Raw genomic sequence first — 23599 nt, 5'->3', positions numbered from 1 at the left:
TACCTTCTACCTCAACACGCAAAACCTGAGTTTTGGTGTGAGTGAACAACTTACGTTTCACTGCAATCTGATGCAGTGAAATGATGATATCGAGAACGCAACGACAAAGAACGACTTTTGTAAGATTTTTAATGATGATCAGTATTGTTGAGGCAAGCGATGGCACGTTTGTCTATGTTCAGGCTGAGTTTACACATTTGTTTGGATTCTCACTAGAGGGAATCAATGAGCTAGGTGGATTTGAAGCACTGTTTTGTAACCAGACAGTTGCTGAAGAAATTCGATCGATTCTAATGAATGGCTATCCGTGGACGGGCATTGCAGATCTACAGGCAGCAGATGGCACCTCGATCGAGGCTTCGTTGCAGATTACGCCGATCGCGGAAGAGGTGAGTGAACAAGTCGTTGGCTTTGTCCTGTTTCACACGTCTTTAATGGCAGCAAAGACCTTTAGCATTCATCAAACTTTGTCGATCGAACATGAAATCACTCAAGTACTGCAAGCGTCAAAGATGAGCTTGTGGCGGCTGAATGTACAGGGTCAGGCGAGTTGGGCACTCAATCTTGACTCAGTGCTAGGCGAGACAGAGTTACCTTCGTATTCTGAATTTCTCAATGCTGTTCACCCAGAGGATCGCGCCCAATTCGAGGAGGTGCTGACGCGATCACAGATCATGACTGCTTATGAGTTTGCGTTCCGCTACTTTCGCCGCGATGGTCAACTTGTGTGGATTAAAAGTCGAGGCGAAGTTGCGTTTGATGAGGATGGGCAACCGCTTTACCTATCGGGAACTCTCACCGATATCACCTGGCGCAAACATGCTCAACATCTTCGACAACTCAATCATCGACGAACTAACACACTGTTGAAGTCGTTGCCTGAGCATGTCATTTGTGTGGGCAGAGATGGCATTTACCGCAGGATTATTTCGAGCAATCCTGATTTCGCGATCGTATTTCCCAAAGAGCAAGTCGGGGCAAGCATCTATGATGTTTTACGGTTAGAAACTGCCGATCAACGCATGGTTCACCTTCAGCGATCGTTTGTCTTACACCGACCTCAAACCTATGAATATCAGACCGTGAGCGCGAATGGACAACGCTACTACCTCGAAGAAAGTGTGGTCGCCATTGATGTAAAGCCGAATGGAGCAGCGACAGCAGGAGATGAGGCGCTGATTCTGGTTCGGGACATTACTCGGCACAAGCAATTAGAAGCGGCGCTTTTAGCAAGTCAAATTGAGCTTCAAGAAAAATGGGTTGTCGATCGCTCACTCAAGAACATTGATGCAGAGTCTCGATACGCAACCTTTCTCAAGCGAATAGGAGGAGACTACGTGAGTTGTAATCAAGCATTTACTCAGTTGATAGGACGATCGATTCAGGAAATTTGCGGCAAATCTGACTTCGATCTTTTCTCGCCTAAAATTGCTGAAATACTAATGCAACATGATTTAGCGGTTTTGAATTCGGGGAAGATGCTTGATTTTGATGAAGTCTTTGAACGGGACGGTCAGCCGCACTGGTGCTTAGTCGATCGCGCTCCTTTGTATGACGAAGCGGGTCAGTTGTTTGGAGTTTGTGGAACGGCGGTTGAGATGAGATCGTTCTGATAATAAAGCTCAATGGCATTGCAAAAGCTAGTTAGGCGATGCAGCAATGCGTTGTAGTAGAGATAGGCATCCTCTCGCTCATTCTGAAGATGGGCATATAGGGTAAGTTCTGGCTCTACGGCTAGACGATCTTTCGGAATATCTAAGCCCGCTTCGGTTAGGCGGGTTGCAGCGATCGCGACGAGTAATGAGCTAACAGTATTGGGCTTCCCATTTTGCAGATCATCCAGTCCAGGTAAGATTAGCTCTGCACCTGGTAGCTCATTTAGGCTTATCATTGTTCCTCCGCTGAGTTTCCTTCAAATCGTTCGATAAAGTTCTCAACTCTGCTTCTAAGTACATCAGGATTCAGAGCAGGAAACCGGATTAATTCGGGTGCAATGGCTTCAAAGCTATCACGTAGTTCTTCTAAAGAAAATAATTGCTGTTTATACATCGCTTGAACGTGTTTCAGGTCACGATCAAATCCTCTGGAGAACCCTGAGCATCTCTACCCAAGACTTGCATTAGTCGTTCTATTTTCTGAGGATCGACGTTCGGACGCACATTCTGTACAACTGTTTCAACAGTAACGGACTTCTCCAAACTCTACATCAATCTGCCTCAAGTTTTCAAATCTCAGTTCTGCTCAAGCGCTTTGGCAGACAAGTCTTGCAGAATGTGAAGGTCAGCGTTGGTGTTTGGTTGATCGCTCTACTTCATATGACGAAGCAGGGCAACTGTTTGGAATTTGTGGAACAGCGGTTGAAGTGGGTGGGATGCGCTCGTTCTCGTAACGGGTCTGTTGTGCGGCGACGAGTAGCACTGAAACGAAGCGAGAATGCTCCACTTGCCGATCCAACAGAATGGTTATGACGTGTATTTACGACTTTCTCCATAGGCTCGAACCACTCAGTTTTGTGCGGAATCTGTCAATTGTTGTTGGAGTTGTTGAACTTCTTCGATCGATAGCCCAGTTCCACGAGCAACCATCTCAACCGATAAGCCTTCTCGGAGAAAATTGAGTGCGATCGCCCGATCTCTTTCTTCTTGGACTTCTCTTTGAATGGAACGATAAACAGTGGATTCCTGCATAATGTCTCTCCGTAGAATTCGATAAACGATCTCATCTTCTAATCTTAGCCCAGCTAAAATGCCTGATGCTGCGATCAAATTTGCTTGCGTTTCCGAGCCTGCGATCTGGTTAATCCTTTGAGCCGCTTGCCGCAACGTTTCCTCTGCATCCGCACTTTGACCGAGAGCCGCAAATGGAATTAGTCCTGGGTATTGCAGAAACAATGAGGCAGGTTGCTCCCAGATTCGCACGACTTCAAACTCATGGCGCGTGTTTTCCATCTCAAAACTGGTCTGATACACGCGCTCTGATGAAGTTTGCTTCAGGTAAATCACGACTTGCCGCATGGGTTTAGTCGAGTCTTTGCGATACCCTCGCACACGGTAGTCTAACATTCGGAATGGGACTTTTTCTTTAGGTAAAGTTTGGAACTCTAGATGCAAAAAAGAGGATTCTGATTGCAATAAAATCAAGGCATCCGTGCGAATCGGATCAAGAGAGAGTTCAGAGGGTTTTAGTTCTGTCATCTCGACAGGCTCTCCCAACAGCCAACTGGCGAAGTCAGCGGAGAAGTGTTCAGCAAGAAATCGGCAGGTATCGTCGTACATAGAAATAGTAAAATTGTACGCCCTGCACGATCAATTTTAGTTCTAAGAAAATATGAATTTTGATGACTGATTATTGCGGTGCGATCGCGCAAAATTCGTCAGGCTCGTTTGTGTGTTTAGTGCGTAACGATCATTCCACTTGGAGAGCCATATTTCCGAGCAATTGTTTGCATTGTGTCCCATCGCTCACGAACTTCGTCTTCTTCAAGACGTTCACCATTCACATAGGAACGAATTGGGAATATTGTTCCAATGGCTTCAACACATTCTGCGATTGCCAGCATCATGTTAGTCAAACTAGGAAACCACAATTCGTCGCGTTTGTCTTCTCGTTGCCGCACAGGTGAAACATCTATCTGATTTTCCGAGCCACCAATCAATAACACGCCATTCTCATAGGAAATAAACGGAAGACCCTTTGTATCATAAATGTCGGCATTCAGTGAATAGTTGGAATAGACCTCCTCTACTTCTTCAAGAGACATCAAGAGACATAAAGTGAATTAAATCGCTTGCACCGTCTAAAAAAGACTTCAGCACACAGCTATAGGTCGAATTGTCGTTATAAGAACCATCGCAACCGGGAGGACGTTGATTGCCAATGGGTGCGCCTGCCCATTGATAATATTCATACACTTCCTCAGATAGCTCAAATGGAAAGAACTCAAGCTGTCTTTCAACCTCTTCTCTGGTTCTTTTTGGTTTAGTAGGGTGACATTTACTAATTCGCTCAAGCGCTTCCGTCATCTGAGACATGCACTTTTTCTCCCGCTCAAAATTAAGAATACTGCCACTATGCCCCTACAGTCGCAAAAAGTATCAGACAGTCAATAGCTTATTCACAGATTAGCCTTGGTACTTTACATAAATTGAAATTAAGCGGGGGTCATGTTCTAGACCTGTGTATTTTATGCAAGGATAGAATCGTAGTTGAGCTGTTCTTGTAAACATGGTACTCAAACCCGTTTGCCGTCCGACCTGCAACAGCACTAACGTTGTGAAAAATGGCAAAAGTGACGAAGGGAAACAGCGGTATCGTTGCCGCAATGCCGATTGTCTCCGCCGCTCTTTCATCCGAGACTACAGCTATCGCGGCTATTTGCCAGAAGTCAAGCAGCAAATCAGCGATATGGCAGTGAATGGCAGTGGGATTCGAGATACGGCAAGAGTGTTGAAAATTAGCCCAACCACTGTGATTGAAGAATAAAAAAAAAGATCGACATCTCGAACAAGTCAACACCACTCTACTTCAGCAGTTGGACAGTCCACCCACGAGTGCGATGGTAGTCAAAGTGGAAGCGGAAATGGATGAGATGTGGAGCTTCGTGCAATCCAAGCGTCAACAGCGCTGGCTGTGGCATACCATTGACCACTGTACAGGCGTAGTTCTCGCTTATGTGCTGGCTCCGCATGAAGATGCAGCCCTCAAGCAACTTCAGCAATTGCTGGCTCCGTTTGCTATTGAGCACTTCTACACCGATAGTTGGGGTGCATACTTGCGATTGTTAGATTCCCAAAAGCACACGATTGGGAAGACAAACACGCAACGCATTGAGCGCAAGCACTTAACGCTTCGGACTCGGATTAAACGGTTAGCTCGAAAAACAATCTGCTTTTCTAAGTCCACTTGGCTTCACGATGTCGTGATTGGATTGTTCATCAACCGCTACGAATTTGGTCGGGCTGTCTGATAGTTCATCCACAGGTCTAGAACATGACCTTAAGCGGGATAACTCTTATTACACTGAAATTTTCCATATATCACCCCGAATCGGCTTACTATACAGAAAATTTTCCGCATATCACACCGTTTTGAGTTGATAGGTAGAAATTTCTCTGCATATTACGCTTACATGGATGGATATACGGAAAATTTCCATATATTTTCCACTTCACAATATTTCTCCTCGTCTTGATGCCTGAGTGATTAAAGGCATAGAAGTGAAAGCTAGAAAATCAGCAATCGTAAACCCCCAAGCTAGTCCTACTCAGGCACAATCTGTTTAAAGTGCTGAATTGCCTGACCAAGTTGCAGAAGTTGAGTGGATGATAGTTTTGGAACATTACTGAGCATTACAGCAAAATCTCGATCGCTGATCCCCGCCTTCTCCTCAACTTCAGAAGTCTGTGCCGCAATCGTAACCACCTCCTCCCTCTTCTCAATCGCCTGAGAACTCACCTTCCCATTCTCCAACCGAGGCGTGTGTTGAAACGGATAAGCATCGATATCAGCCGAATGCCACTTCCGGCACTGCTCCGGCATGACATCCGCTTTATCTCGCCCCACTGTATCCCGGTAATACCCACACCAAAGCTCATGCGGTTGCAACCCATAATAATTTGGGTCGTTCCATCCACAAGTCAAGCAGCTTATCGCTCCAATCGGTTCAGCGCTGGCAGTGTCTTGAACTATCTCCGCAGGCTGGCTCAACGAATCCCGACGATCGATCCCCGCTGCCTGTCGCTCCAAAAATCGTTCAGTCGCAGCTTGTCCTTGCTTGTTCCACCAGTCATGCGCCGATCGCGGATTCTTCGCCGTCAACAACTGATGCGTATTCGGGATCAAGCATTCTAGCTCCAGGCGATACGGCTCTTGTCGGCTCGGACGATGCCGAACCTTCCAATGCGGAGCCATCAAAGTTTTGACCTCATTCAGCGAAGCCTCAAACGCCTCAGTCTGCCAAGTCTTAAACGATTTTTTCAGATCTCGGTAATTCTGAAAGGTATAGCTCCTTCCCGCCTGGTCAATCAACTGAAGTAGTGCATCCTCAACTGGGGGCAAGAGAGTTCCCCAAGCCTGCACCAACGCTTGATGCTCCTGAAAGCGATCGGGCTGATATTTCTCAATTAATTCTTTACCTAAGGTATAGCTGATCGATTTTCCTTGCCGAATCAGCGCGATCGCTTCGGTTCGAGCCGCTTCTGGCACACTGGATGCCGCCAGCAAAATCAAGGCACTCGAATCGATCTGTACCGATTGCGAACAGGCTTTCAGCACCTCCCCAAACACCTTAAACGCATTCAAATACCCATAGACTGCCGACTTTTCCAACCCCGTTTCTTGCTTCGCCCAATCCAAAAACGCCTGATTTTGCCCACGCGGAAACATCTCCTTCGCTTCCATCAGACAAGTCCCAATGCGATAAATATCCTCTGCGAATTTGTGCAGCCGTCGTCGAATCTCGATCGCAAGCTCACTCAACCGCGATCTATCCGCAGGCTCCAGCGGCAAGTTCAAAGGTTCCAATGCAACCTCATCAGAGGGCAGATTCGGTAGAAGCGGTTTTTCAGTCACCTTTGGTGGCACGGGGGCAACTCCAGAGCATTTGCAAAAGGTGTGTAAAATCAGGGAAATAGAAAATCGTCTAACGAAAGGGTTATTCCAAATCGTAAGTCTTGTAAGGAAGCCTTGCAAGTTAACTTACAAAGTCCGGTTTCAATCGTACCACGATGGGCGCATCGTTTAGATTGGGAAGGGGATTTCGTGATACCTTGTAGAGAGGCTTGCTGGGGGCTAGGACAGTATGATCGAGTCAAAATCGGTAATTATTGATGCGCCTACCAAACGCGGCTGTTTAGTGCTGGGCAACTTACTGAAGCGCGATCGCGAGGCGCTGAACTGGTCGCAGGACGAGGTTGTGCTACAGATTTTTGCGACAGTGCGAGTGCGCGGTGAAGATGGGCAACTGTGTCCGTACCGAGTGACTCGTGCCACCATTTCTGACTTAGAACGTGGTCGAAATTTGGAACCGAAGACGACACTATTGGAAGCGATCGCGGCAGTCGGCTACGTCATACACCCAAGCGGACGTGCTTTCACCGGACAAGAACTTCGTGCCATCACTCAAGAACGTCTTGATCCCCTCACTGGAACGCGAATCGAATCGTTTGATAATCTGTCTCATAGCTCAAAATTAAGTGTCGAGTGGGCAGAAGCAGCGACCTCAGCCGCGTAGAGACTGTTGCCAAATTTCTGGATATCGAACGCTAGACGGTTCCAATTCAACCCACGCAGTTTCTGGAAGCAATGGCTGGAGCGTCACCTGAAAGACATTTCCGGTCTGAAGCCGACGTAACGTTTTTAGAACGCTGATTGATCGATGACACAGCATCCCGATCGTTTTTCCATCAACCTTGGCGTACCAAAGTAATTTGGACTTATTCTGCTCCGACGGTTGAGCCACAATCTCCAGCAAAATTAAAGATTCAGATTCTAGAAATTGTGCAGTCTGGGAGCGAATTCGTAGGGGAATTCCGTCGCTTGTCGTCGCGGCTGTGATCGAATTCGGTAAGAGATCAATTGTTGCGATCGCAGTTGTGCCCAGTGGTAACCGTGGCGATTGAGCCGTCAACCGTCCCAGCATTTCACCTTCCACTAGGACAACAGATTTCCCATAATCTGGGCTGTTCACGATACTGTTTTGGCTAATCGTAATTGGAACCGATCTCGATCCCCAGTCTCGCCCCAGATGCTTATTCGTGAAATACTGTAATCCAGTCACTTTCAGCCGCCTGAATTGCAGCACTTTCAGCCGCCCCAAAATAGACTGCGGAAAGCACAAGAAAATCAGTTTTGCCAATTCTAACTCTTCAGTCTGGAGCCGCACTGCGGCATCAGAGCGTTTTCGACGATGAAACCATTGCCAAAACTGCGTGGCTATGGTTAATGGCTCCGGAACAGCCCAGAATTGAGAGAGCATTTCTACCGCATTGTTTAACTCAGCTTGATACATCTTAGTTGCAGGAGTTGTCAGCAAAGCAGCACGAAGACCATACAAAGCTTTCGCAACTTCTATACAGTCAGAAAAATGTTTTTCACTCCCAGAAATCTCCGCAGGAACTGACGGAAATAGCTGCCTAAATTGAACTAATGGACGTATTTGCAAAGGTGAAGCCGTTGCCCAAATCTGATTGGTTTGCTGAATCACAGTGTCGATAGTTCCGCTATAAGAGTAAGTATTCTCACTTGGCCTCGGACGATCCAAATAGATACCAGTTGGCAAATCATCCAACCAAGCAACAGGCTTATAGCGACTCAAGGCAAAACAGACTTCCATTTCAGCCTGATTCAAAGCAGCTTGTCCACCGTTTGCAAACCGCAAAACCGAAGAGAGATAGCCAATCACAACTCTTAGAATCTGTTTCAACTGATCGAAAAACGGTTGTAGCAAAGCTGGCTGCGCGGTTACATCAAGAGAACTGAATTCGATACAGAATGATCGTACCTGAGTTTGAAGGCGAACAATGGTAGGACTAAGTTGATCATCCCAATCTATCTGCTGAAAGGAATTGCAAGCCTCTTGAAAGTAAGCAAATCTCTGTTCTGGTGTTAGTCGCTGCATTTCCGTTAGCAGTGCGATCGCGTGTTGTACGTGTCGGCGTAGCTGAACCATTAGCGTTAGCTGATAGCTTGAAATGAATTGCTCAAAAGTTGACACAGATTCACTCTGCTCGATTGTAGGGTAACGGTTGTGAGGATATTGAAGATCAGTAACTTCAGCCGCAAAAGTCGGGTAATCGACTGCTGAAAGAAATGCTAACCGATCGCCTCCAAAATTGATTTGAAAGTCAGCGGCCCTATCTGGATGGAGATAGATACAGTTGTCTACACGATTCGGCAGATGATGATTTCGTAGTATCCAAGCATCATTCGAGTTGATAAATGGCAGCTTCAGAACAATCGTTTCTGCACCGTCCGGTAGTTCTGGAACTGAGACTTGATCAGGCTGAAGAGTTAGATCAGGTTGAGCGATCGCGCTTCGAGCTGTCAGCGTCTCACCTGTTGCGATCGCGCTCCACCAAGACTGTCCAAATTCAACCAATCGAGCCGCGATATACGGATGCTCCAGCATCTGAAGATAGTGATCGAGATCGGTTTGAAGAAAAAGATCAAATAATCTAGCTTCTTCAGGCGTGAGAGAAGGTAAGGACCAATCAGAATCCATTCGACGCTGATTCAAATACTGCTGAGCCAAACGACGAGGATCATACTGAAGTTGAGCAAAATCTTCTGCTTGTACGCGAAGCTGTGGCAAGAACTCAGTTTCAAGGGTATGGGGATAGTTCACTAGAACGGCTGTGCCGAGCGAAAACTCTTGCAGTGTTGCAAATTCAAAAATCCCAAAGCCGATCGTCAAGCAGTAATCGCCGACTGCCAATGCCTCACCCCGGAAACAGGAACGTGGCAAAATCAGATCATAGGGAGCAACATCGGCATCGGATGTCACTGTTGCGATCGCGAATTGCCCTTCCGCCTGATTATTTTGGGGCTTAATACCAAAACCAACCTGAAAAACAGGAGGAGCTAACCCTGCAAGATTTTGTGCTAGAGAATCACTAATTTTACCGTGACCTAATCCAATAAAAAGATTATCACCAATCACAGTGCCATCTTCCACGACCTTCAATCGAACAGTCAGTTCTTGTACTGGAGTTCGACAAGAGCGGAATAGATGACTAGCAGCTAAAAAATCTGATGCTGTATTCAGGCGGAGTCGCTGCCGAATTGGCTCATTTGAATAGTAACCACGATCGCAATCAACACATTGTAAATGCATAGACTGGAAAGGCGAGAGATCATACTCCACAGAGGAATCGAACCAACCGATCGCGAAATGCGCCTCTGGGAAAAGATATTCAGCAAGAGTGTTTTCAAGAGAAAAACAGTAAGGCAAAGGCTGTTTCAAGGGAACAACAAACTGCTCCAAAAGCAGAGTCATGGTTAAACGCGAGAGGAATTTAGATTGGCGAAAATCAAGTTTGCGACTTTCACCAAAGTTATAGCCAATTCCAAAAATATCTTCAACTTATGGTGAAAAGTAATTTTGCAAATTTCACCAAAAAAATTGAAAAACTGCTTGAAAAATCCAATCAGTCGCGATAGAACAGAAACATTGAGCCAAATCTAATAATTAGGGTTCAGATCCTCCTTTAGGAGGGATGTTCGCACTTCTAAGTTGAATAAGCTAAGAAGCAATCAGTTGCATTTCACTCTTGTACCCACTTTCACCCCTATACGCTAGGTCAAAAACCATTGGTTGACGACTCAGCGATGCTCTGCGTCGGGTACGCTAGCTCGATTGCAGTTTCTTTATCGAATTTAGCATCATTTTACCGTTAGAGTATTATTGAGGAACACATTAGGATGATCGCTTCAGAACATTCAGTCGATCAAAATTCTCATCACAGTAACGAGTCTGGTGCAGCAATTAATGGCACTGCATCGTCGAATCATACAAGTAATGGATCTCAAGGAACTTCCATCGAGAGCGATCGTGTGGAAGCCTCACTTAGTCAAGCAGTATCAACGGATTCCAATACATCTCGCTTACACAAGACCTCCAGCTCTCAAACCTCAGAGAGTAAGATATTCAATCACATTTCTCCCGACCAGTTAAAGGACACGAAAACCGTTAATTCAAGTCGCATTCAAACAGAGGCGACCTTGAGCGATCGACTTGGAACCAATGGTGATTTGCTCGCTCCGGGTGGCGGAACGAATACCGTCATCTCAAGCCAAGGCAATGACATCATTCTGGGCAACGCAGGCGGCTTCAACACCATTACCACAGGCGAAGGGCGCGATTTGCTCGTACTAGGTCGAGAAACAACAAACCGAGTCTTCGATTTCAATCCTGAGCAAGACCAATTTGGAATTAATCATAGTTTGAGCAAAGATATTGTGATTGGACAAGGACAAAACCCAACCAAAGGCGGAATCGACCAACCTTTAGATAGCGAAAACAATACGGTCATTATTGATCGCTCAACTGATCACATTTTGGCATCGCTTACCTTTACAAACACTGGTGACATTAGCGATCGCAACTTTGTCCGTGTTGAGAACAGGGATCTGCAATCCCTACAGAACGGCTCTACTACCAGCAAAGAAGCTTGACCTCAAAATTATTACCCTACTCAGGAGCAAAACTTATTATGGCAACTGGCTCAACCCACTCATTTGATCACCACTCACAGCAAGAATCTGTCGGAGCCGCAATCTCAGTAACATCTGCCTCAAATGCTTCCTCAAATTTAGGCTCAACAGGCTCATCAATTCAAAACGATGATGTAAAACAAGCTCTGATTCAAGTTACTAGCACGGACGACAATCATAATCACGCAAAGCCTGCTGGCACGATCGACTTACAGCAAACTGACCATGAGGAGTTTCGGCAGCAGAACGGAACGGATCAGAGTGATCGCATTACAGGCAGCGACAGAAACGACTTCTTGATGGCGGGAAGCCATTTGATTCAAGGAACCGCAAGCGGTAACGGACCCGGTGAATTTCCATTTGCAAATGACAGCCCAGCAAACACCTCTGTGAATTTTGAACTAAAAGATGGTCAGCTTAAAATTGACGGGGTTGCCAATAATCTGGATGGCGCTCCCTTGTTTTCTCAAGACGAAACCGTGATCGATCCGGCAGCAAAAATTCTGAATGGGTCAGACCCAGAGACATTAATCGAGGGATTTCTCAAAGTCCCGCAAGATAGTGAAGGCAACACTTTAACTGGAACTCATCTTCACTTCAGCCCAACCGAGGATTCACGCGGCAATTTTGCGGATGCAACAGTTATCCGGTACGTCGAGAATACGCCAACAGGTAATCGGTCTGCTCAATTAACAGGAGAATTTGACCTCAACCCAGAAGAGCAGGCTGCTTTTGCAGCTGGAAATCTCTATCTCAATCTGCACACGAATGTAGATGTTGATCAAGACGGTCGAGCCGGATTTCCAACTGGAGAAAATCGTGTCAATTTTAATCAAACCGTTGTCAAAGCCTAAACCTTAAAGCTTGAGCAATCTGAATCGTGCTGCCTTCTACCTACCATGATTGGCAAACTTTTAATTGGACGTTACTTGGTGCTTGAGCAGATCGGTGCTGGAAGTTTTAGCAAAACCTTTCTCACTCTCGATAAATATCTACCACAGTCACCGCTCTGTGTGGTCAAATCGCTCAATATTGATCCTGAGCAAGATTTGTCGATCGAGCAAATCCGTCCCTTATTTGAGCGAGAAGCCCAAATCCTGCAAAACCTTGGACAAAAAAGCGATCGCGTTCCACATCTGTTAGCCTACATCGAAGAAGACTCACAGCTATACCTCGTTGAAGAGTACATTGCTGGAACTGCGATCGATCAGATATTGGTGCGGAAGCAAATTCTAACATCGAACGAAGTGATTGCTATCTTGCACGAGGTTCTGGAAATCTTTGAAGTCATCCATGCACAAGGACTGATCTATCAAGATCTAAAGCCGAATCATCTGATTCGCTGCGATCGCGATGGCAAGCTAGTTCTGATTGATTTTGGATCAGCGATTCATGTTGAAGATCTGGATCGCGAAACCATTGCGTTTGGTACGCTCGAATACAGCCCGATCGAACAGCAAAACGGGCATCCGACCTTCAGCAGTGACCTGTATGCTTTGGGCGTTTGCGCCATTCAACTTCTAACTGGAATACCACCGGATCAGCTACAACGTCATCCTGAGTTGTGGAGATCTGCTCTTAATGCCAACTCGGTTGATCCAAACTTCGTCGCAATCCTTAATCGATTAGTAGCTCCTAGAGTGAGCGATCGCTACTCCAACACTCGCGAAGTTCTAGCCGCCTTGCAGTCGCGCTCTCTGACACCCAAACCAGCTTGGAGCGATCAAAATAGAATTTCTTGGGAAGCTCTCAAAAAAAACATTCGCTATTCACGATTGTTGGATAAATGGCACAGGGTTGCACGCCCTTCTTGGGGAGCTACTGCACTGCTAGCAATTGGAGCAATTGTTTTGGCAAAGCCGTGGCTCTCTACGCCGTCGATGAACAATGCGATGGCGGCTCAAATTGCCACAATTCGATCTAGTACTCAGCCACTAACGCTCCTATCAGAGCGAAATATCCCTGCGCCAGCAAAATATTTAGCATTGACGGCTAATCAAACAATCCTAGCCAGAGACAGTAATGAAACGCTTCAACTTTGGGACGTTCGCTCTGGAAAAAGTCTTCATTCCTTTCAACTTCCTAGAACAGTGACAACATTGATTTCAGATTCAAAAGGTCAGTGGTTGATTGGGAAAGCTGACCAAAATCAGGTGTGGGTCTGGAATACTACAACTGGAAAATTAGTTCATCGCTTACAGTCTCGCCAGCCCATTTCAAATCTCATTCTAAGTTCAGATGAACGAACTTTGATAGCTACCAGTCCTAATCAGATTCAGATGTGGAACCTCACGACTGGAAAATTAGCCCATGCGATCGCCATTACGGACACAGAAGGAATCAGAATGCCTCTACTGCACACACCCATGAATGAACTGATTTGTGTGAATAGTCAGCATCATCTACAGGTTGTTGATTCTCAAACGGGCGAAACAAAAAGAGTTCTAGCAGGACATACGGATACAATCCACCAGGTAATGCTAAGTCCAGATCAGCAATTCTTGTATAGCGTGGGTCGCGATCGCATACTGATGTGGAACCTCACCACTGGAGAATTGATAAAAGCCTTTCCTTCTCAATCTGCCCAAGTTGAGATCGCTGCCGTTCACGAAAATCGTATGGTGACCCTCCACACCAACGGCGCATTGAGAATTTGGAATCGAGAGACAGGAACACTTCAGCGCACGATTAGTTCTCTCGACGGGCAAACGCTCCTGAGTCCCGACGGTCGATATGTATTGAATTACGCAAAGGATCAGCATCTAAGAGTTTTACAAATCGCTTTTGATTAATCATGTTTAGCCGCCTTTCAGAAAAAACGTTTCATCGTATCCGATGGGTGTTGACGATCGGATGGTTCCTATTGATCGCATCCTTAATCTACGATCCAATTACGGTGCAATGGACACAGCCTCAAGCGAATTCTTCAGGTCTTCCAAGTCCGTTTCGACTTGATCCAAATATTTACTTGAACCCCCAGAATTGCGTCAAAATTCGATCTAACTGCATCTCAGAACAACCGTTTGCGCTTGGGACGTTGATCTGGTGGTCGATGATTGTCCCCAGTGCTATTTTTATTTTGCTGGTTTTCGGGCACGAGTTCTGGCGGCGCATTTGTCCATTATCATTTATATCCCAATTGCCGCGTGCTTTGGGAATTCAGCGAAAGCGCACAGTCATTGATCCAGTTACAGGTAATCCTCGTCAAGAGGTTGCCACGATCGAACAGAACTCATGGTTAGGGCGAAATCATCTCTACGTGCAGTTTGGATTGTTTGTTTTGGGATTAGCAGCTCGTTTGCTATGGGTAAATGGTGATCGCATTCTACTCGCAGGTTTCCTAATCGCCACGATCGCCTGCGCGATTTTCGTTGGCTATCTTTATAACGGTAAAAGTTGGTGTCATTACTTCTGCCCGATGAGTCCTGTCCAACTTGTCTACACAGGTCCACGATCGCTGCTCGGTTCTCAGGCACATCGCTTGCATCCTGGTACATTGACTCAGTCGATGTGCAGAACAGCCAATCCACAAACACAACAGGAGCAGGGCGCTTGCGTTGCGTGTAAGACTGCCTGTTTCGATATTGATGCCGAAAACGCCTACTGGCAAGAACTGAAAAAACCAGGGCGGCGGTTGGTGCAGTACGGGTATTTGGGCATGGTCATTGCTTTTTATCTGTATTTCTTTCTCTACAGCGGGAATTGGGACTATTACTTTACAGGGTCTTGGGCACACGAAGAGGACGCTCGGAGCAAAATTGCTGATGTAGGCTTTTACATCTTCGGTTCTGCAATTTCGATCCCTAAATGGATAGCAATATTTCTGACGTTTGCAGCTTTGATTGCTGCTTTTGTTGTCTTGGGATGTTGGCTAGAGAAGCAGTATCGTTCATATCGAGTGCGACGAGGGCAGAAAGTTTCAGCAGAACAGGCACAGCATGTTGTCTTCACTACCTTTACGATAGTGTCATTTTGGGCGTTCTTCTCGTGGGGAGCGCGTCCAACCTTAAATCGGCTTCCACCCATGCTTCTCCTTGGAATCAATGCTCTGATTGTTCTGGTCGGGACACTTTGGGCAGTTCGTACCTTTGGGCGATCTCAATCTCAGTACAAGCGTGAAAAAGTGTGTCTCAGCCTGCGTCAGCAATTAGAGCACGTCGAAATTCCAAATGAGATTTTGGCTGGACGATCGCTAGATGAACTGAGCGTTGACGAGATCTATACACTTGCCAAAACACTGCCAAACTGGCCGCAGGAATCCCGACTTAGAGCTTACGCAGACATTCTGGCTGATGTCATCACTCATCATAAAATCAATGTCGCCGATAGCTTCAGCTTCCTAGATTCGCTGAGGCAAACCATGCAGCTATCTGATTCAGACCATTTCATTGCAATTCAATTTCTCGCTGAAAAGCGCTCTGGATTATTTACCACTCATACTCAAAGTTTCGCCCAAGCAGGTGATCAAAACAGCATCCCGACCATTACCTTCTCACGACAAACGGCTAAAACAATTCCCTACCGCCCAAAACCTCGTTAACTCCAGCAATCGCGTCTCATGATTAAGTTTCAATCGATCACCCTTAACCAGCAAGAACACGGGCAACATACGTTAGCTCAAAATGATCCCGACCAAACAGAATGGCTGATCGGCAGAGCAACCCTATGTGATTTAGTTCTTGTTAGTCCAGGAATTAGCCGTGTCCATGCCAAGATTAAATTTATAGATGGAGTTTACTATCTTGTGGATGCAGGCAGCTTAGACGGCTCGTTTGTAAATGGCAAAACGATATCTCAACCGCATCCGCTACAAGTCGGTGATCGCATTCAAATTGGTGAAACGTTCCTATATGTTGAGGAAATGCTTTCCCAAACAACGATAGCACAGGCAAGTACTAAAGAAAATGCTGCAAGGTATTGGACAGATGAAGATCTTACAGTCTTTTGTTTCCGAATTGTTGACGAAACACCTGATACGAAAACCTTTTGGTTTACGAGTAATCCTGCCGAACCAACGATACTGTTCTACTATCAGCCAGGGCAGTTTGTAATGATCGCAGTTGAGATCGGCGGGAAACCTGTTTCTCGCCCCTACTCAATTTCTTCTAGTCCATCGCGCCCTTACGCGATCGCGCTTACGGTAAAGCGAGTTCCAGCCCAATCGCCCGATACGCCTCCAGGAACCGTTTCAAATTGGCTACATGATCATTTGCGCGTCGGTGACTCGATCAAACTGCTTGGAGGGGCATCTGGGCAATTTACATTTCTTCCAAATCTGCCACCCAAACTCCTGCTAATTTCCGCAGGCAGTGGGATCACCCCAATGATGTCAATGGCTCGATGGCTCTACGACACTGCCTCGGATACAGATGTCGTGTTTTTGCATGCCGCTCGCACTTCCACAGACATTATTTTTCGCGATGAACTCGCATGGATAACAGCACAACTGCCAAATTTTCATTTGAGAGTAACAGTAACTCAGCAACCTCTCAAAAGTGCGTGGATGGGACTAGCTGGAAGGATTTCGCGATCGATGCTGGAACTTCCTGATTTATGCGATCGCACCGTCTTTGTCTGCGGCTCTGATGGATTTAGACAAAGCATTCGTGCTTTACTTGAGGAATTACAGTTCCCAATGCAGCAGTACCACGAAGAAAGCTTTGGGCAGCGAACGCCTGTTCAAGAGGTAATCGTTCCTACACTAGAATCCGCTTCCTTGATGAATGGTAAACAGCCGTCATGCTCGGTTCAATTTACGCGATCGCAGCAAGAAGTAACAGCGTCTCCCAATACATCAATTTTGGAAGTTGCTGAACAGGCAGGAGTGGCAACCATTCGGTATGCCTGCCGAGCAGGTGTATGCGGTGCGTGTAAGGTCAAAGTGCCAGCAGGGGAAGTGAAATATCAACACGCTCCGACCGCTCTCACCAGTGAGGAGCAAACGGCTGGATATGCGTTAGCTTGCGTTGCTCATCCTGTGGGTCAAGTTACCGTCGAAGCCTAAACCGATTGAGCTTCAAATCGCGTCGGTTCATCTGGGTAGAGAAGTTGCACGACGCTAAAAACGTTGATATCGAGAATTAGATTCTCCATGGCTAAGGAATAGCAGCGATCGCGTGAGTCATATTCGCCGATCGCTTTAAGCTGCCGATGGGTCGTGTATCCCCAAAGCTGAAGCCACGAATCATCCGGTTCGACTTGCATTGCAAAATAATAATCTCCAGCGTGGTCTGTATCATCTACCCAAAATTGTGGTACTCGAATTTCGCTTCTATCAATGCTGAGATCAGGGATCAGAACAAAGCTCTTTTGACCTAGCTGAACTGAACTACCGTTAATGCGTGCCCAATCTTCAAATAGCAGTGCTGCTTGAGAATTGATTTCTGATCGAAGCCACGGGAGCACAGTTTGTAAGCTGATCTGATTTATGTAACTGTTCCACTGTGCCCACTGGGAGGAATGAGTTCGGTTACTCATCCAAGCTTGCTCTTGAAGATGAGATGAGATCGCAAATGAAGGCTGTTGAATTGAAAAGTTTGGAAGCATTTTTCGTTAGAACTATGGCGAAGCAACATAAATGAGCGAAAGTCACAGACGCGAACCCTTGATCATTCAGAGAAATGGACTGGTTAAATTTCCATGCCTACGTTACAAAATCATTAGCTGATAGTTGTGAATTATCAATTCTGATAGTTGTGAATTATCAATTAGTGCTGCGAACTGATTCCCATTACCAAATCCAGCCTCCGCTCCATTTGAGTTATAATTTTCTCAACGTACCGATCTCATCGCATCAAATGCCTTAAGAATTGGTTCAGCGACGTAGCTAATTGGAGTGCGGGATTGGGTTTTCATGTTTGCTGTTAATGTCATTCCAGGCGCGATGGTAAAACGTCTCCCTTGGCGCTCTAGAAAGGGCTGATCGAGCCGAATTTCAACTGGGAAAACAGTTTGCCCATTACGCTGATTTGGATCAGCAGGGACAGCTTCGCTGCTAATTTTAGTGACGACTCCAGAGATTGAGCCGTGTTCAGTAAATGGATAAGCATCAAGCCGAACTTCAACAGGAATCTCGTTGCTTAAGCTTCCTACATCAGCATTAGCAACCTGTATCCGTGCGATCAATGCTTCGTTCGGAGTGACCTTCACTAGCGCCTGACCTGGCTGCGCGAAAAGTCCAGGGATTCTTGTTGCTAGATCAAACACAACACCGCTTGTTGGAGCTTTGACTTCTTGCGCTTGCAAATCAAGTTTGGCTTGTTTGAGTTGGGCATCAAGTTGGGTTAATTGGCTTTGATTAGTTTGCAGCGTGTTATCAATTTGGGCATCAAGTTGGCTTAGTTCAGCTTGAGTTGCCCGCAACTGATCCGTGATCGTTTTCTGCCCATCGATCTGAGTTTGCAGGCGATTTACATCGAGCAAGCGCCGCTGAACTTGATTCTGATTAAATTGATTCTGCAAGGCGTTTACCTCAGTTACTCGGCGCAGATACTCAGTTCGCGAAATTCCTCCAGATTGCCTTAGTGCCGTCAAATTAGAGAGTTGCTGTCGCTCTGCGCGTAGTCTTGCTTGATTCTCCACAAGCTGGGCATCTGCCCCGGTTGTCTGAGTTTCTAGCGCACTCACTTGAAGTTGACTTAGCGATCGGAGATCATTCAATCCCTGCACAAATAAAGTGTACTGCTGTAATTGTTCAGGAGTAAGATTTTGAGGTTTGCCGGTCAACTTCGCAATCAGGAGATTTCGGCGTTGCACCTGACTCAACAGCTCTTGTGGAATCTTTAGTTTAGGATCTGCCAGATTCACACTGCGTCCTTGTCGAGCTAGCCTGAGCAGAGAAACTTGTTTTGAAATCGGCTCGCGCTGCCGCATCAACGCTTCAAAACGGTTGAGAAGCTCAGTTTTATCAAGCTGCATCAAGGTCTGTCCCTGCTCTACAGTCTGTCCATTCTGCACTAACACTGCTGTTACGACCCCACCAGCGCGGGATTGAACGGACTGAGATGAGGACAACGGTTCAAGCTTGCCACGGGCGGTCACAACCACATCAATCCGAGCGAGAATCGACCAACCTAAAAGCCCTGCGCCTAACCCTAAAATAAGCAGCTGCGATCGTCGCACCCACATTTCAGCGTGAGGCACATCAAATTCGGGGCGTTCAAGCTGCGCATCCACTTGCTCTGCTGCCGCTTGCATCCATTGACGTAGGGCATGAGCAACTCGAAAGAATAAGCGAGGTTTTTGCGAAGTCATAGTTTCAACTAGATTCCTGAACTTGTCGTGTATAAAGGCAGTAATACAACTGGCGTTTTGCCATGAGTTCGGCATGAGTGCCCTGCTCCATCAACGCACCAGATTGAAGGTACAAGATTAAATCCGCGTGGCGTAAATTTGCGAGGCGATGCGTGATGAAGAAGACAGTTGTATTCCGAAATCGATTCATCAAATTCTCGACGACGCGCCGCTCTGTTTCATAATCGAGGGCACTGGTTGCCTCGTCGAGAATAACTAAGTGAGGATTGCTCAGAACCATTCGAGCGATCGTAATTCGCTGCCGCTGCCCACCCGATAGTGATGCTCCACGCTCCTCAACTCGTGTGCTGTAGCCATCCGGCAGTTCCATAATAAAATCATGTGCTTCTGCCACCTTTGCGGCTTCAACAACAGCTCGATCGTCCGCATCCGAGAATAAAGTGATGTTGTCGCGAATGGTTCCTTCAAATAAACCTGGTTCTTGTGGGACGGTTCCAATCTGCCGACGTAGCGAGGCAAGACTCACTTTACTAATATCGATTCCATCAACGTAAATCGAGCCTTGATTTAGAGAATATAGACGTGGCAGAAGTTTGACTAAAGTGCTTTTCCCTGAGCCACTTTGACCCACAATGCCAACAAACGCCCCTGGCGCGATATCGAAGTTAATATTGACCAATTGTTGTTGCTGGCTATTAAATCCAAAGCTCACAGTCTGATATTGCACTCGTCCAATGATTTCAGAAAGTGCAACTCTTTCAGCATCTTCAACCGAAAATTCCATCGCAGTATTTTTGATATCAGATAATAGCTCGATCGATAAATTTGCTTCCTGCACTCGCTGTCCCATGTGCGACAGTCGAATGAGGGGACCTGTCACATATCCACTAATAATCCGAAAAGCAATCAGCCCGCCCAACGTCAATTCGCCATTCAAAACCAAGCTACCGCCAATCCACAAGACAACTAAACTACTGAGATTATTGATAAACGTACTCATCGCTTGAAATACTGACCCCGCGATCGTCGTCCGAAGACTGCTGCCCAAATATTGCAGATAACGATCGCGCCAATGTGCTTGCGCTAAAGACTCGATATACTGTGCTTTCACGGTAAAAATACTATTTAGCACCTCAATCAAATAAGACTGCATTCGAGCGTGCTGATCTGATCTCTTCCGAATCAACCTATCGAGAATCGGAGATGCAAATAATGTAAGTAGCGCAATCAACGGCACAAACCCCAACACACAGAGCGTGAGAAAAGGGCTATAGAGCCACATCACTCCCACATACAGTAGCGAAAAGATAACATCCAAGGCAACGGTAATCGAAGTGCCCGTGAGAAACTGCCGAATCGTTTCCAGTTCTGAAATTCTCGCTGCCAGTTCTCCCACAGGACGCTTCTGAAAGAAGGGGAGCGGCAAATTGAGCAGATGCCGGACAATTTCAGTTCCAACAACCAAATCAACTCGGTTGGTGGTGCTATTGAGTAAGTACGTCCGCAACACAGTCAAGACGGATTCTGCTGCTGTCACCACCACTAGCAACCCACCGAAGACAGGTAATGCTCTGGGATTAGAATTAATGATGACTTTATCGATAATCTGCTGAGTCATCAGAGGATTCGCAAGCCCCAAAAGCTGCACTACCATTGAGGCAAATAAAACTTGCAGCAGAATGCCTTGGTGCGGCTTGAAGTATGGCAAAAACCAGCGCCACCCGAACTGCTGCATTGGGCTATCTGCATGACGACGAGCAATCAGCGCATAACTGAGTTGAATACCAGAGCTATTTTCTGCGATCGCAAGTTGCTCAGTCACCTGCTCCGGCTCTAAATGCAGTAAGCCGTCAATAGGAGAAGCGATCGTAACCGATGTCGAAGTCGCCTCATACAGAACGCACGGAATTCCATTCAAAACAAGTAATGCTGGCATTTGCAGCCGGAGTAGCCCCTTAGCAGTTGGAGAGAATCGAGTGACCTGGGCTTGCAGTCCAAATGCTTCTGATATCCGAACATAGCGCTGCATTCGCTGATCACTGAGCGTTGCTAGCCGAGGATACCAACGCCTGAGAATATCTGGACGGTAGGGAATTTGCAGGGATTCGCATAAATTCCAGAATGTCGTAACCCAATATTCAGAAAGCTCTGAGGACTGCGATCGATGAGCAGGATAAGATTTACGCTCTAACAGGAGTGGTGTCGGTAACGATTGAGAAGGAGTTAGAAGCCGCTCTAGTCGGTCAATGACGGTTGAAGTAGATGTGTGACTTAGGGGATCTGCCTCCAATATCGAGTTGAGAAAAGCACGATCGATGCCAATCAAGCGAGTAGGAGACAGATTCGTGTGGATCGCTGAGAAATCTTCAGTTGTTTGAATTAAAGTACCAATCGGCTGCAAATTACCACTACTCATGAACCATACATAGCCCGATGGCAGGGTTTCAAGCATTTGAGGTTGATAGGTAATTGCAAGATTCTGCTCAATGATTGTCTGAATAACGCAGTTCAAGTCAGGTCTGTTGACTTGAACTGGCAACGTTGCAAGGAAACGAGATAGAACATCATAAAGCTCGATCACACTAACACACTCGCTCACTACGGGCATTAATTCCGCACTCAGTAATTGCTCAAATTCATCCGCAGAAAGCGATAGGGTTAGCGTTTCATCCAGCCCTGCCGATCGCACTGATCCAACACTGACGCGCCGCAAGAGTCCTTCCCATCCAAACGTTTGCCCAGTTTCTAATCGAGCGATCGTGACTTGCTGTGGCTGAGTTGAACTAACGATACGAATTTGCCCTTGGACAACGCAATGAACTGCGATCGGAAGCTCACCTTCGGCAAAAATGACCTGGCCTGGCTGGAAATCATTCAGCGTTAGTCTTGAGGCAATATACCGACAAGCTTCAGGAGAGAGTCGATTAAATGGAAAGGAACTGAAAAAGATGGGTAGAAACGATCTCACTTCCAGATTAATCATACGATCGCCTCAGCAGGTGTTTGATTAGCGTTGAGCTGAAGTTGTCCAGGTTCAGCAATGCTAGAGCGGAGTGTAGAGCGCAGCCACCGATTGAATCGCTGATTGCGGAGGTCAGCGCGAACCCATTCCGTCAATCGCGCCGCGAAAAACTGCTCAATCCGAATGATCCAAGCTTGATCCTCAAGTACGATAGGTCCATAAATTTGTCCAACTTGTCCTTGGTAAACGATTTGAGCAACAGGCATCGGCAAGTTAGACAGACGCACTAATCCAATCCATCCTTGCGAATCGCGTTCTGTCCCCTCTGAGTACTGGGTAGCAAGCGATTCAAACGATACTTGATCATCCCGAAGCTGAAATAGCAATTCTTCGGCAAGCTGGTGATTTGAGGTGCGAATCAGGGACAACACAACCTGATCAAACTCTGACTTCCGTTGCAGAAACTCGGCATCGATTTGGCGATCGAACTGTGTTTGCTTCAGTTTCTGAATTCGTAGCTGTCGAACTGCTTTTTCCAGATCTGCTTGCGTTAGCTGCCGTTGACTTGCCCAGTCTCTTAGAAACACCTGAAAATCGTCGGGCGCGATCGTGCGATTGCGCCCTGTCAAATGCTCAAACACTTCGCCTTCGCTAATCGAAACTGAGGTGAGTATTGAGTCCAGCAAGATTTGCTCTAGAAGCGATTCTAGAAGTTGATGACGAATCAAAGCTGCTACCACTTGTTCGCCAGTCAGCTTTAAATTTCCAAACGTTAAACAGACTGTCATTTTAGTTGAGTTGCAATGATCATCTCAAATCAAAGCTGGCTGAACTCGAACGATCGCGAATTCAACTCAGTTAGGGGTTTAGACTAGCTTCCGCACCGTTAGCAATACGCAATTGCGTATATCCTCCAGTAAGTGGAGTCAAAGATACGGTTTCGGTGTTGCGATTTGAATCAATCAGGCTAATGCAGCGATCGCTGCTTCGATTACATAAGGGTTATCACGCTCTGAAATACGATACCTATCCCCATAGAGAGATTTCAAAGCAACAGAATGGGCTGATGGAGACTCTATCGATCGGAAGAAGAAATCACAAATTGAGCGCGATAGCATTTCGGCATTTGCATTCTAAACACTACGAACATTTTCTTACTGGGTTTGTCCACCA

The 23599-nt window shown here is 46.4% G+C and carries 19 protein-coding genes; 9 read left to right on the top strand and 10 right to left on the bottom strand.

The window, feature by feature from the left end; all coding sequences use genetic code 11:
* The first annotated feature begins 131 nt into the window (after positions 1 to 131).
* On the top strand, positions 132 to 1613 hold the full coding sequence (locus OU814_RS27075; RefSeq protein WP_268242711.1) for a PAS domain-containing protein: 1482 nt from the start codon (positions 132 to 134) through the stop codon (positions 1611 to 1613).
* Here the strand turns inward: OU814_RS27075 and OU814_RS27070 are convergent.
* Complete coding sequence (locus OU814_RS27070; protein ID WP_268242710.1) at positions 1565 to 1891, bottom strand: hypothetical protein; 327 nt, start codon at positions 1889 to 1891, stop codon at positions 1565 to 1567. The genes OU814_RS27075 and OU814_RS27070 overlap by 49 nt on opposite strands.
* Before the next feature lie 373 nt (positions 1892 to 2264).
* Between OU814_RS27070 and OU814_RS27065 the strand changes: the two genes are divergently transcribed.
* Positions 2265 to 2468, top strand: coding sequence for a hypothetical protein (locus OU814_RS27065; protein ID WP_268242709.1), 204 nt, complete (start codon positions 2265 to 2267; stop codon positions 2466 to 2468).
* 36 nt (positions 2469 to 2504) lie between these two features.
* On the opposite strand, the gene OU814_RS27060 is transcribed toward OU814_RS27065, so the two are convergent.
* The 3 genes from OU814_RS27060 to OU814_RS27050 form a co-directional block, all read right to left on the bottom strand.
* Positions 2505 to 3275 carry an Rpn family recombination-promoting nuclease/putative transposase gene (locus OU814_RS27060; RefSeq protein WP_268242708.1) on the bottom strand — a complete coding sequence of 257 codons (771 nt, stop codon included), beginning with the start codon at positions 3273 to 3275 and terminating at the stop codon, positions 2505 to 2507.
* Between the two features lie 116 nt (positions 3276 to 3391).
* Complete coding sequence (locus OU814_RS27055; protein WP_268242707.1) at positions 3392 to 3763, bottom strand: hypothetical protein; 372 nt, start codon at positions 3761 to 3763, stop codon at positions 3392 to 3394.
* A complete protein-coding gene (locus OU814_RS27050) occupies positions 3750 to 4031 on the bottom strand; it encodes a hypothetical protein (protein WP_268242706.1) in 282 nt (93 codons plus the stop codon). Before OU814_RS27050 ends, OU814_RS27055 begins: the two co-directional genes overlap by 14 nt.
* Positions 4032 to 4224: 193 nt before the next feature.
* Here OU814_RS27050 and OU814_RS27040 point away from each other — a divergent pair.
* Positions 4225 to 4966, top strand: a protein-coding gene (locus OU814_RS27040) for an IS1 family transposase (protein WP_442786154.1) whose coding sequence is annotated in 2 segments (ribosomal slippage) — positions 4225 to 4473 and positions 4475 to 4966 — 741 coding nt in all. Because the reading frame shifts where the segments join, the coding sequence is not laid out codon by codon here.
* A gap of 293 nt (positions 4967 to 5259) precedes the next feature.
* Here the strand turns inward: OU814_RS27040 and OU814_RS27035 are convergent.
* Positions 5260 to 6582, bottom strand: a complete 1323-nt coding sequence (locus OU814_RS27035; protein ID WP_268242703.1) for a hypothetical protein — start codon at positions 6580 to 6582, stop codon at positions 5260 to 5262.
* Positions 6583 to 6799: 217 nt separating this feature from the next.
* Here OU814_RS27035 and OU814_RS27030 point away from each other — a divergent pair, with 217 nt between their 5' ends.
* Complete coding sequence (locus tag OU814_RS27030; protein WP_268242702.1) at positions 6800 to 7231, top strand: helix-turn-helix domain-containing protein; 432 nt, start codon at positions 6800 to 6802, stop codon at positions 7229 to 7231.
* Here the strand turns inward: OU814_RS27030 and OU814_RS27025 are convergent.
* Positions 7220 to 9994: a hypothetical protein gene (locus OU814_RS27025; RefSeq protein ID WP_268242701.1), complete on the bottom strand. Its 2775-nt coding sequence runs from the start codon at positions 9992 to 9994 to the stop codon at positions 7220 to 7222. The two genes, OU814_RS27030 and OU814_RS27025, sit on opposite strands and share 12 nt — an antisense overlap.
* A 425-nt stretch (positions 9995 to 10419) precedes the next feature.
* Here OU814_RS27025 and OU814_RS27020 point away from each other — a divergent pair, with 425 nt between their 5' ends.
* From OU814_RS27020 to OU814_RS27000, 5 genes are read left to right on the top strand one after another with little or no spacing between them, the layout of a single operon-like run.
* Positions 10420 to 11172 carry a hypothetical protein gene (locus OU814_RS27020; protein ID WP_268242700.1) on the top strand — a complete coding sequence of 251 codons (753 nt, stop codon included), beginning with the start codon at positions 10420 to 10422 and terminating at the stop codon, positions 11170 to 11172.
* 38 nt (positions 11173 to 11210) lie between these two features.
* Entirely contained in the window at positions 11211 to 12065 is an 855-nt protein-coding gene (locus tag OU814_RS27015) for a CHRD domain-containing protein (protein WP_268242699.1), read from the top strand.
* 45 nt (positions 12066 to 12110) lie between these two features.
* Positions 12111 to 14003, top strand: a complete 1893-nt coding sequence (locus OU814_RS27010; protein WP_268242698.1) for a serine/threonine-protein kinase — start codon at positions 12111 to 12113, stop codon at positions 14001 to 14003.
* A gap of 2 nt (positions 14004 to 14005) precedes the next feature.
* The gene (locus tag OU814_RS27005; RefSeq protein ID WP_268242697.1) at positions 14006 to 15751 is read left to right on the top strand and encodes a hypothetical protein; all 1746 of its coding nucleotides are present in this window, start codon (positions 14006 to 14008) and stop codon (positions 15749 to 15751) included.
* An 18-nt stretch (positions 15752 to 15769) separates the two neighbouring features.
* Positions 15770 to 17215 (top strand): FHA domain-containing protein, encoded by a 1446-nt coding sequence (locus tag OU814_RS27000; RefSeq protein WP_268242696.1) that lies wholly within the window; start codon positions 15770 to 15772, stop codon positions 17213 to 17215.
* Here OU814_RS27000 and OU814_RS26995 read toward each other — a convergent pair.
* The 4 genes from OU814_RS26995 to OU814_RS26980 all read right to left on the bottom strand — a co-directional run bounded on the left by OU814_RS26995 (position 17212) and on the right by OU814_RS26980 (position 23214).
* On the bottom strand, positions 17212 to 17757 hold the full coding sequence (locus OU814_RS26995; protein WP_268242695.1) for a DUF1822 family protein: 546 nt from the start codon (positions 17755 to 17757) through the stop codon (positions 17212 to 17214). The two genes, OU814_RS27000 and OU814_RS26995, sit on opposite strands and share 4 nt — an antisense overlap.
* 225 nt (positions 17758 to 17982) lie before the next feature.
* Positions 17983 to 19464 carry an HlyD family type I secretion periplasmic adaptor subunit gene (locus tag OU814_RS26990; RefSeq protein ID WP_268242694.1) on the bottom strand — a complete coding sequence of 494 codons (1482 nt, stop codon included), beginning with the start codon at positions 19462 to 19464 and terminating at the stop codon, positions 17983 to 17985.
* Positions 19465 to 19468: 4 nt separating this feature from the next.
* Positions 19469 to 22447 carry a peptidase domain-containing ABC transporter gene (locus OU814_RS26985; RefSeq protein ID WP_268242693.1) on the bottom strand — a complete coding sequence of 993 codons (2979 nt, stop codon included), beginning with the start codon at positions 22445 to 22447 and terminating at the stop codon, positions 19469 to 19471.
* Positions 22444 to 23214: a peptidylprolyl isomerase gene (locus OU814_RS26980; RefSeq protein WP_268242692.1), complete on the bottom strand. Its 771-nt coding sequence runs from the start codon at positions 23212 to 23214 to the stop codon at positions 22444 to 22446. Before OU814_RS26980 ends, OU814_RS26985 begins: the two co-directional genes overlap by 4 nt.
* Positions 23215 to 23599 lie beyond the last annotated feature (385 nt).

Source organism: Leptolyngbya sp. GGD, assembly GCF_026735145.1.
In the GTDB taxonomy this organism is placed as follows: domain Bacteria; phylum Cyanobacteriota; class Cyanobacteriia; order Leptolyngbyales; family Leptolyngbyaceae; genus Leptolyngbya; species Leptolyngbya boryana.
This window is presented reverse-complemented; position numbering and strand designations above follow the sequence as displayed.

Bases quoted from the DNA above. Each gene is read 5' to 3' on its own strand.
- OU814_RS26980 (WP_268242692.1), bottom strand. From the start codon at position 23,214: ATGACAGTCTGTTTAACGTTTGGAAATTTAAAGCTGACTGGCGAACAA.
- OU814_RS26985 (WP_268242693.1), bottom strand. From the start codon at position 22,447: ATGATTAATCTGGAAGTGAGATCGTTTCTACCCATCTTTTTCAGTTCC.
- OU814_RS26990 (WP_268242694.1), bottom strand. From the start codon at position 19,464: ATGACTTCGCAAAAACCTCGCTTATTCTTTCGAGTTGCTCATGCCCTA.
- OU814_RS27010 (WP_268242698.1), top strand. From the start codon at position 12,111: ATGATTGGCAAACTTTTAATTGGACGTTACTTGGTGCTTGAGCAGATC.
- OU814_RS27000 (WP_268242696.1), top strand. From the start codon at position 15,770: ATGATTAAGTTTCAATCGATCACCCTTAACCAGCAAGAACACGGGCAA.
- OU814_RS27060 (WP_268242708.1), bottom strand. From the start codon at position 3,275: ATGTACGACGATACCTGCCGATTTCTTGCTGAACACTTCTCCGCTGAC.
- OU814_RS27050 (WP_268242706.1), bottom strand. From the start codon at position 4,031: ATGTCTCAGATGACGGAAGCGCTTGAGCGAATTAGTAAATGTCACCCT.
- OU814_RS27070 (WP_268242710.1), bottom strand. From the start codon at position 1,891: ATGATAAGCCTAAATGAGCTACCAGGTGCAGAGCTAATCTTACCTGGA.
- OU814_RS27015 (WP_268242699.1), top strand. From the start codon at position 11,211: ATGGCAACTGGCTCAACCCACTCATTTGATCACCACTCACAGCAAGAA.
- OU814_RS27020 (WP_268242700.1), top strand. From the start codon at position 10,420: ATGATCGCTTCAGAACATTCAGTCGATCAAAATTCTCATCACAGTAAC.
- OU814_RS27075 (WP_268242711.1), top strand. From the start codon at position 132: ATGATGATCAGTATTGTTGAGGCAAGCGATGGCACGTTTGTCTATGTT.
- OU814_RS27025 (WP_268242701.1), bottom strand. From the start codon at position 9,994: ATGACTCTGCTTTTGGAGCAGTTTGTTGTTCCCTTGAAACAGCCTTTG.
- OU814_RS27005 (WP_268242697.1), top strand. From the start codon at position 14,006: ATGTTTAGCCGCCTTTCAGAAAAAACGTTTCATCGTATCCGATGGGTG.
- OU814_RS27030 (WP_268242702.1), top strand. From the start codon at position 6,800: ATGATCGAGTCAAAATCGGTAATTATTGATGCGCCTACCAAACGCGGC.
- OU814_RS26995 (WP_268242695.1), bottom strand. From the start codon at position 17,757: ATGCTTCCAAACTTTTCAATTCAACAGCCTTCATTTGCGATCTCATCT.